Annotated in this window: 7 protein-coding genes; 6 read left to right on the top strand and 1 reads right to left on the bottom strand. The window is 63.3% G+C overall.

Annotation, left to right across the window (positions count from 1 at the left end):
• The 6 genes from VEK15_08310 to VEK15_08285 all read left to right on the top strand — a co-directional run.
• A partial coding sequence (locus VEK15_08310; protein HXV60682.1) for a HAMP domain-containing sensor histidine kinase occupies positions 1-1,398 on the top strand: 1,398 nt, incomplete at its 5' end.
• Positions 1,395-2,114 carry a response regulator transcription factor gene (locus VEK15_08305; GenBank protein HXV60681.1) on the top strand — a complete coding sequence of 240 codons (720 nt, stop codon included), beginning with the start codon at positions 1,395-1,397 and terminating at the stop codon, positions 2,112-2,114. The genes VEK15_08310 and VEK15_08305, both read left to right, overlap by 4 nt.
• Before the next feature lie 136 nt (positions 2,115-2,250).
• A complete protein-coding gene (locus VEK15_08300) occupies positions 2,251-3,540 on the top strand; it encodes an efflux RND transporter periplasmic adaptor subunit (protein ID HXV60680.1) in 1,290 nt (429 codons plus the stop codon).
• A 35-nt stretch (positions 3,541-3,575) separates the two neighbouring features.
• A complete protein-coding gene (locus VEK15_08295; protein HXV60679.1) occupies positions 3,576-6,680 on the top strand; it encodes an efflux RND transporter permease subunit in 3,105 nt (1,034 codons plus the stop codon).
• Positions 6,681-6,692: 12 nt separating this feature from the next.
• Positions 6,693-7,994: a selenoneine synthase SenA gene (senA, locus tag VEK15_08290; protein ID HXV60678.1), complete on the top strand. Its 1,302-nt coding sequence runs from the start codon at positions 6,693-6,695 to the stop codon at positions 7,992-7,994.
• A gap of 34 nt (positions 7,995-8,028) precedes the next feature.
• A complete protein-coding gene (locus VEK15_08285; GenBank protein HXV60677.1) occupies positions 8,029-9,183 on the top strand; it encodes an NHL repeat-containing protein in 1,155 nt (384 codons plus the stop codon).
• Positions 9,184-9,211: 28 nt separating this feature from the next.
• Here VEK15_08285 and VEK15_08280 read toward each other — a convergent pair.
• A partial coding sequence (locus VEK15_08280; protein HXV60676.1) for a crosslink repair DNA glycosylase YcaQ family protein occupies positions 9,212-9,931 on the bottom strand: 720 nt, incomplete at its 5' end.

Raw genomic sequence — 9,931 nt, 5'->3', positions numbered from 1 at the left:
CCGGTGTCGTGGCCGAATCGATTCGACTCCATCATCGAACCGCCGACGAGACACTTGGAAGCTCGGGACGAGGCCGGCGCCACCTTCCGCGACGAGATACCGGCGCTCGTGCTGCCGTGGCTCTCGGAACGTCCGGAAGCCGTCGGGGGTGAGGGGGGTGAGGGGGGCGGGGCGCCGGACGGGCACGTCATCATCGAGCTGGATCACGATTACATCGTCGAGGAGTTCCTTCCGTCTCTGGCCGAACGTCACCTGTCCATCGGTGACGGGGTGACCTATCAGGCCCTGATCGTGCGGCGGACCGATCCTCCCGAGATCGTCTACCAAACGGCCGATGGTCTCTCGCTTCAGGATTTCTCTACACCGGACGAGTCGCGTTACCTATTCGATCTGCTCTCGGAGCGGCAGTATCGAGAGCTTCTGCTGAACGTCGGGCTGTCGCTCGGAATGCTGATCCCGGAATCGCCGGAGGCCCACGAGGATTTCGCCGCTGCCCAGGTCCCGGCTTCGGTACTCTCCGAAGGCGAGAGCGATTTCGGCCGCTGGCAGATTCTGGTCCGTCACCCGGCGGGGTCCTTGCAGCAGGCATTCGATCAGCGACGCCGGCGTGGCATCGCCGTGAACCTCGGGCTGTTCGGCCTGCTCGGTGCCATGGCCGTACTCCTCGTGGTCTCGACTCAGCGAGCGCAGCGTCTGGCGAGCCAGCAGCTCGATATCGTCGCCGGAGTTTCGCACGAGCTGCGCACGCCCTTGAGCGTGATCCGTATGGCGGCGGGGAACCTCGAGCGCGGCGCCGTCCGAAACGAGGAGTCGGTCAAGCGCTACGCCGCTCTCATCGGCAGCGAGGAGCGTCGGCTCTCGGAAATGGTGGAGCGAGCGCTCGCTTTCGGACAGATGCAGAGCAGGGACCAGTGCTTCGACCGGGAGCTCGTATCGGTCGCGCAAATCATCGAAGCCGCCGTCGGTGATTGCCGACCGCTGATCGAGCGACACCAGGCGCGAATCGAGCGGGACAATACGCCGGGGGACCTCCAGGTTCGGGGCGACGCCCAGGCGCTGCGCCACGCGGTCCAGAATCTGGTAGCGAACGCGATCAAGCATTCGGGGCCGAGCCCGTGCGTGCGCATCCAGGCTCGACGCTCGGAATCGGGTGAGGCAGGAGAAGTGACGATTCGCGTGGCCGACGAAGGTCGGGGCATCTCTCCCGAGGACTTGCCGCGCATCTTCGAGCCGTTTTTCCGCGGACGGCGCACCGGAAACGGTCCGGTCGAGGGAACCGGCCTCGGACTGACTCTCGTCGAGGAGATCGTCGAAGCTCACGAGGGTCGCGTTACCGTGGAGAGCGATCGCTCGGGAAGCGTCTTCACCATCCGACTTCCAGACCGCGGTTCATCGTGACTTCCGCGGAAAGCGGCGGGTCGTCGGGCGGACGTCGGGTCCTGCTCGTCGAGGACGAGCCCGGCCTGGTCTTGACCCTGACCGACTGTTTGCGGGCCGAGGGGTACGACGTCGAGACCGCCGAGGACGGTGAATCCGGACTCGAGCGGGCGACGGCCGAGGCATTCGACATCATTTTGCTCGACGTCATGCTTCCGCGGAAGAGTGGATTCGACGTCTGTCGGGACCTTCGCCAGCGAGGGGATGCCACTCCCATCCTCATGTTGACCGCTCGAGGCCAGCTCGTGGAGAAGGTCCTGGGCCTCAAGATCGGGGCCGACGACTACCTGGCGAAGCCGTTCGAGCCCATGGAGCTGCTCGCGCGGATCGAGGCGCTCTTGAGACGGTCGGCGGGCCGTCTCCCGACTTCGGTTAGAGACGTCCATCGCTTCGGCGATGTCCAGGTGGATCTGAAACGAACCGAGGTCCGTTGCCGGGGCGAGCGCGTGGAGCTTTCCGCGCTCGAGTTTCGACTCCTCCGGTACTTCATCGAGCACCGCGGGCAAACTCTCTCTCGCGACGCGCTCCTGGACAACGTGTGGCGTTACGATGCTTCGGTTTACTCGCGGACCGTCGACGTTCACGTCCGCACGCTTCGCCAAAAACTCGAGCGTGACCCGGCGAAGCCGGAGCTGATCGTGACAGTGTACGGCCTCGGCTACAAGTTTCTCGGCTAGCTCAAGAATCGTCCGCGAGAGCGGACGCCCCTTTACATTCTTAACAAGATCCTTGCATCGTTTTGACCATTGGCGCCGCTAAACCGCTATTATGGTGCGCAGGGGGGCTGGTTGCAGGGAGATTCTACTGCGATCCATGAGATGTTACCGATTCATCCAGGCGATCTTCTTGCCGTTTCTTGCGGGCGTGGCGGCAAACTCCTGTTCCCAGAAGTCAGGGGATAGCTCCGCTTCGGAAGGACTTGCCGCCGATATTCCCGTCGTCGAGGCCGTGGAGGCTCGATTCGGATCTCTCCCGCTCTCCGAACGGTTGAACGGGACCATCGTGGCGGACAATCAGGTCGCCCTCTATCCCGAGATGAGCGGACGGGTCGTCCGGGTCGAGGTCCGGGATGGCGACGAGGTGCAGCGCGGCGATCCTCTCGTCTATCTCGAGGACCGGATGTACAGCGAGCAGCTCCAGCAGGCGAGGGCCACGTACAACGTGAATCAGGCGGCGTTGAAGCAAGCCCAGGCCCGCCTCCAGGAGCTCGAAGCCTACTACAAGCGCACACAAATGCTGGCCGCAGAAGGGCTTGCGAGCCAGTCGGAGCTGGAGACCCTCGAAGCTCAGATGGCCGCTGCCCGGGCTAGCATCGAGCTTGCCGAAGCTCAGATTCAGCAGTCCCAGTCGGCGACCGAGGAGAGCAAGGAGATCCTGTCGAAGATGGTCGTTCGCGCCCCGATCACCGGAACCGTCGGTCAGCGGAACGCCGAGGTCGGCATGCAGGTGAGCCAGAACACGCAGCTCTTTACCATCGGAAACTTGGAGGAGTTGAAGATCCGCGTGGTGCTCACCGAAGAGATGCTGCACGAGATCGGCATCGGCGAGCCGGCCCGCGTCCAGGTTGCAACCGGCGGCCAGCAACGCGTGCTCGAAGCCCAAATCTCCCGGATTTCTCCCTTCCTCGATCCGCTCAGCCGGAGCACCGAGGCGGAAATCGACCTGCAGACTCCCGATCCCAGCCTCAAGCCGGGCATGTTCGTTCCCGTCGACATCCTGTACGGTGAAAGCCGTCAAGCCACTCTGGTGCCCGCGAGCGCCATCGATACCAATTCCGCCACCGGCGAGGAAGGCGTCTATCTGTTACCCGATTTCGGGTCTCGAGAATGGCCCCCCGGCTCGGACGATGGGGAATCCGAGCCTTCCATCTCGCCTCCGACCGAGATTCGCTTCCAACCCGTCCGAGTCGTCGCGCAAGGGCGGATGGAAGTCGGTGTCGAGGGGCTCGAACCGGGCGTTTGGGTCGTGACCGTCGGCCAGAATCTCCTGTCGGGCGGAGTCGAGAGGGCCCGGGTGCAGCCGACGAGTTGGGAACATATCCTAGGTTTGCAGGGATTGGAGCGACAGGATTTGCTGCGGCAAGTCCTGGAGAGCCAGCCGTGAGGGCGTTCATTTACTGAATTAAGGATGGATCCGTCGTGAAGATCACGCAGACCGCAGTGAGGCGACCGATCGCGACGACGATGTTCTTTCTCATCGTCATCGTCCTCGGGGTGATGTCTTTCCGCTTCCTTCCCGTCGACCTTCTGCCTCCCATCGAGTATCCGCGGTTGACGATTGCTACGGACTACCCCAACGTGGGCCCCGAAGAGATCGAGAAAATCATTACCCAACCCATCGAGAACGCCATCTCCGGCGTTCCCGGTGTGGAGAGGGTGCGTTCCAACTCCGAAGAAGGAGAGAGCCGCGTGACCCTGGAGTTCGGGCAGGGCACCGACCTCGACGCGGCCGCCAATGACCTTCGGGCCGCCCTCGACGACATCCGCGACCAGCTCCCTCCGGAAGCCGAGACCCCACGGATTCGCAAGTTCGACCCGAATGATTTTCCCGTCGTCATCGTCGGAGCCAACTCGGAAAGAAACCTGGTGGAGCTCACCCGGATTCTGGAGCGCGAGGTCACCCGGCGGTTCGAGCAGATCCCCGGCGTCGGCTCGATAGAGGTTTGGGGAGGAGTTCGTCGGGAGATTCACGTCGATCTGAAGAACGACCGTCTGATTGCCACCGGGCTCTCCTCGGCCCAGGTGCAGCAGGCCCTCACGAGCGAGAACGTCACCCTGCCGGGCGGCAATGTGAACTTCGGGACGCAACGTCTCTATGTCCGCACGCTCGGGGAGTATCGATCGCTGGATGAGATTGCCGAGACCGTCGTCACCATCGCCGGCGGAAAGCCGGTGCGGGTCAAAGACGTCGCCGAGGTCCGATGGGGTTATCAGGACCTCGACCGCCTGGTGAGGATCGACGGCAAACCGATGGTGCGATTCGGCATCCGAAAACAGACGGGAGCGAACACCGTCTCGGTGGCGGCGGGGATCCGCCAGGTGATCGATCGCATCAACGCCGAGCGGGACGACCTTACGCTCTTCGTCACTTCCGATCAAAGCGAGTTCATCCAGTCATCGATCGACAACGTTCGCCAATCGGCGACCTGGGGAGCGCTTCTCGCCATCTTCGTCCTCTATGTGTTCCTGCGGAATGGCTCGTCGACCTTCATCATCGCCCTGTCGATTCCAATCTCGATCATCGCCACGTTCTCTCTCCTGTATTTCAACGGATTGACGCTCAATCAAATGAGCTTCGGAGGTCTGGCCCTCGGAGTGGGACTCATCGTGGACAACGCGATCGTGGTTCTCGAGAACATCGTGCGACTGCGGGAAGAAAAAGGGAAGGATCTGGAAACGAGCGCCCTGGTCGGGACTCGCGAAGTGACCGGGGCCATCATGGCATCGACCATAACGACCTCGGTGATCTTCCTGCCCGTCGTCTTCATGCAAACCATCTCGGGTTTGATCTTCCGGGAGCTCGCCCTGGTCGTCGTATTCGCGCTCGTCTGTTCTCTTTTCGTGGCACTCACTCTGGTTCCCATGCTCGCCAGCAGGTTTCTGACCGTCCGGCCAGACGGCTCGGAGGGGGAATCGAAGAAGAGCTGGTTTCAACGCGTTTTCGCCCGCACCGAAGCCGCCTACGGCGACGTGATCGAGCGGGCCCTGCACCACAAGGTCGTGGTTTTCGCCGTCACCGCGTTCATCGTCGTCTTCTGCTCGGTCTTCATCGCCTGGATACCGGTAGAGCTCGCTCCACAAACGGACGCCAACCAGATCGACATCGACTTCATGATGGCGGAGGGGACCAATATCGCGGTACAGGATCGATATTTGAGGCAGCTCGAGCAGGTGGTGCGCGCCCAGCTTCCCATGGAGGATGTGAATCATTTGACGACCGACGTGCGTGACGGTCGAGCGGAGGTCGAGGTCACGATGGTGGAGGCGTCCAAAAGGTCGGTGAGCACTTCGGAGCTCGCCGACCGCATCCGAGGCAATCTCGCCGGGCGCCTTCCTGGAGGGGACATTCGCGTCGGCGCCCAGTCGGGCTTGCGGGTCCTCCGCCGGATTTTCGGGAGGGCGGAGAATACCGAGGTCGACGTTCAGCTGCGCGGACACAACCTCGAGCGCGCCCGGCAGCTCGCCCAGCGGATCAAGCGGCAGATGGAGGGCATTCCCGGAGTTTCGGGAGTCCGCATCGATCGGACGGAAGGCCGGCCGGAGCAGAATCTGATCTTCGATCGTCAGAAAATCGCCGATCTCGGCCTTACCGTCAATGATGTCGCCCGCGTCATTCAGACCAATGTCGGAGGCAGTCGCGCCGGTGTCTACCGTGTCGAGGGAGACGAATTCCCCATCATGGTGCGACTGCGGGAGGGCGACCGCCTGAGCCCACTCGATCTGCAGAACATCTCCGTCCGCACCCCCGCTGGAGAAGTGCTTCCCGTCTCCTCCATCATTTCCCAACGCAAGGGGCGAGGTCCCACGGGCATCAGCCGCGTCAACGCTCAACGGGTCACTTACATCTCCGCGAACCTGGAAAGCGGAGTTCCACTGGGTGACGCGGTGGAGAGGATCCAGGCGGAGCTCGCGGATTTCCCCCTACCCGAAGGCTTCTCGATCGTCTATGGGGGCGAGTACGAAGAACAGCAGAGGGCGGCAGCCGACTTTCGGGTGTCCGTCATCATGGCGCTCGTGCTCATCTATATGGTCATGGCCGCCCAGTTCGAGCGCTTCTTCGACCCCCTGGTGGTGATGTGCTCCGTGCCTCTCGCGGTGATCGGCGTGGTCCCGGCTCTTCTCCTGACAGGAACCACAATCAACATTCAGAGTCTCATGGGCGTCATCATGCTGATCGGCATCGTGGTCAACAACGCCATCGTGCTCGTGGACTACATCAACCTGATGCGGCGGGAGTACGGAATGGACGTCCGTGAAGCGGTGATCGCCTCTGGACGGCTCCGCTTGCGTCCGATCCTCATGACCACCTTGACGACGGTTCTCGGACTGTTGCCCCTCTCTTTCGGGATCGGAGCCGGCGGAGAGATTCAGGCCTCTCTGGCTCGGGTGGTGATCGGGGGGCTGACCGCTTCCACGCTCGTCACGCTCGTCTTCATTCCCGTGGTCTACGTGGCCAAGGAACAACTCCTGTCCACTCTAGGGTCCCGATTTCGGCTGCCGTTCCGCTCCGTCGAGACCGGTTGAGACTCGGCTTTGGTGGGGCTCGCCGCTCTCGGAGAAAAACACCACCGGCTGTCTTCGGCGACGCTCGATCATCTCGTGCGAGACGCCCGCCACCGGACGCTCGATCTCGTGCAAGATCTTGCCGATCGCGATCTCGAGCTGCCGAAGCTCGATATCGTCAACCCGATCCGGTGGGAGCTCGGCCACGTGGCGCACTTCTTCGAAGTCTTCTTCCTGGACCTTCTGGGAAAGCACGAACGTCTTCTCCCCGGCGCCGACGAGATGTACGACTCGTTCAAGGTGGCGCACGAGGACCGCTGGTCCCTTCCCTTGCCCGATCGCGACGGGACGCTCGCCTACATGAACCGGGTTCTGGAGCTCGTGCTCGAGCGGTTGGGAGAGGCGGAGCCTGGCCCTGCCGCGACCTATCTGGCTCTTCTGGGTACGCTGCACGAAGATATGCATGGCGAAGCGCTCACCTACACGCGGCAGACTTTGGGCTACCCTCGGCCCGTCTTCGAGGCTTCGCCCGTTCCCGCCGGAGGCCCCTGCCCCGGTGAGGTCGAGATTCCCGGCGGTAACTATCGGCTCGGCGCTTCGCCGGAGGCGCCCTTCGTCTTCGACAACGAGAAGTGGTCCCACCACGTCGAGCTTGCGCCTTATCGCATCGCGAGAGCCCCGGTGACCAACGAGGAGTTCGCCGCTTTCGTGGACGAGGGGGGCTTTCTCGAGCGGCGTTTCTGGAGCTACGAAGGCTGGGTGTGGCGGTCGGCGACGGACCTCCGCTGCCCGCGCTACTGGGTGCGCTCCGAGAGCGGTTGGCTCGAACGCGATTTCGATCGATACGCGCCTCTCGCTCCATTCAAGCCCGTTGTCCACGTGAGCTGGTTCGAAGCGGAGGCCTACTGCAACTGGGCGGGGCGAAGGCTTCCGAGCGAGGCGGAGTGGGAACTTGCCGCGAGCTCCATGGAAAAACACCCCTTCCCGTGGGGTGTCGAGCCTCCCACCCCCGAGCGCGCGAATCTCGACTCGCATCACCTCGGGACGGTGGACGTGGGAGCCTTCCCCGCATCAGACAGCGCTTTCGGATGCCGGCAGATGATCGGCAACGTCTGGGAGTGGACCGCCTCGGCCTTCTACCCTTTTCCCGGGTTCGTCGTGGACTTCCCCTATCGCGAGTATTCGGCTCCCTGGTTCGGCTATCACAAGGTACTGCGGGGAGGCGCCTGGGCGACGCGCTCCCGCCTGATCAGCAACACCTACCGCAATTTCTTCCTCCCCCATCGGGGAGACGTGCTGGCGGGATTTCGTACGTGCGCGCGCCGAGCCCAATGAGCTAGACTGGCGTAGCTCTGGCTTGGAGGCCTTGTTGCGCCCGGTACCGTGGACGATACTGACTTTCTTCGCGCTCTCGACCGAGGTCGAGTCCCAGGACCTTCTCGTCACGAGTCGTTCGCGCGATGCGGTCGTGGCTTACGACGGTTCGTCGGCCCGACTCTTCGCCGCATCTCCCGAGCTGGCCGGCCCCGTCGGCTTGACCTTCGGTCCCGACGGCCACCTCTACGTAGCCGCGGGTGATTCGAACCGCATCCTTCGCTACGACGGCGGCACCGGTGCACCGATCGACGTGTTCATCGAAGATCCCCGCCTCGAGAGCCCGGGCAACATTGCCTTCGGACCGCACGGTGGTCTCTACGTCGCCGACGCCGTTCGCAACCAGATCCTGCGTTACGACTTGGAGACGCGCGCGTTCGATCGCGTCGCCGCCGAAGGTCAGGGCCTCGACGGCCCCGTGAGCTTCACCTTCGGTCCGGACGACGACCTCTACGTCGGAAGCGTCCAGACTCACCAGATCCTTCGCTACGACGGGGAGACGGGACAGCCTCTGGGAGTGTTCGCCTCGACGGCTCTGGCCGGACCTCAGGACGTCAACTTCGGTCCCGATGGACACCTGTACGTTTCCGACGCCTTCACCGGGTTGTTGCTTCGCTTCCACGGGGAGCGCGGAGAGCTCCTCGACGTGTTCGTGGACGATCCGGCGCTCGTCTCACCCCTCGGTTTCACCTGGGGGCGCGACGGTCGGCTCTACGTCGCGGAGCCCGAGGGCAACAGAGTGCGCCGTTACGACGGGCTGACGGGCGCCTTTGTCGACGTTTACATCGCCGGCGAGATGCTCGCGTCGGCGTCGTTTCTGGCCTTCGAGGCGGTGCGAGATGGCGTTCATCTCGACCGTATCGAGGACGCGACCGGTACGGGCAAGTTCGTCGTGACCGGCTCGACGCCTGGAGGCCGCGTCGCCATGGTGTTCGGAACCCCGGACGGAGAGACTTCCATCCGAGAATGCGACGACCTTTACCTGGAAGAGATCAGCGCGGTCAAGGCCGTCATTCGAGTTGCCGACGAGTCGGGAGCCGTGGTCGTGTTCGGCATCCCGCCGGAAATCGGTTCGGGAGAGGTCTTGCTCCAGTCGGTGGATCTCATGACCTGCCGGGTCAGCAACGTGCTGGAGCTCGTTCTTCGTTGACGCCCTCTGGTGCTGATCCGCAGAGTTGCTATTTCGCTTTTCTTGGAGACGGAAGCCCAGTCGGCCTTCGGCCGAGGGCAGAAGCCAGTCGGGCGATCGCCGTTCGGGTCGCCTCCCGCATCTCACCGGTGCACCCTGGCTCTTCGAGCAAGGACAGGACGCGTAGGGTTCCCGTATCCCGATCCGCTTTGAGGTCACAGCGGGAGACGAGACGATCCCCGGCGAGGACGGGCATGCAGTAGTAACCGTACCGGCGCTTCGCCGCAGGCTTGTAGACTTCGAGAACCTGGTCGAAACCGAAGAGCAGTTGCACTCGCTCCCGATCCCAGAGCAGCCCGTCGAAAGGTGATAGTAGGACACCATGGTCCACAGGATTCCGGGCCTCCCCCAACCGCGCCGCGAGCGCGAGATCTCGCGGACGGATCCAGCCGGTTCGCCGGCGCCCTCCCTCGGTGACGAGTGCGCACTCGGAGAGCTCGCCCCGAGAACGGAGCTCGTGCAAGCAATTCGTCACATCCTTTCTCGGAAGCCGCCAAGTGTGGGCGAGCGTTCGCGTCTCCGCCCATCCGTGCATCGCCAGAGCTCGTGAGAGGAGCGTCGAGATGGATACGAGTCGACTCGGCGCCTCTCGTCGGATCGCATCAGGTATGACCCGCTCGGTGAGGTCATAGAGGCGATGAAAATTTGGGCGCGCGCGGATCGCCAAATCCCCCGAGGACCACAGCGCGTGCAGGAGCCGTTTCGTCAG

The sequence above is a fragment of the Vicinamibacteria bacterium genome (assembly GCA_035620555.1).
Lineage (GTDB): Bacteria > Acidobacteriota > Vicinamibacteria > Marinacidobacterales > SMYC01 > DASPGQ01.
This window is presented reverse-complemented; position numbering and strand designations above follow the sequence as displayed.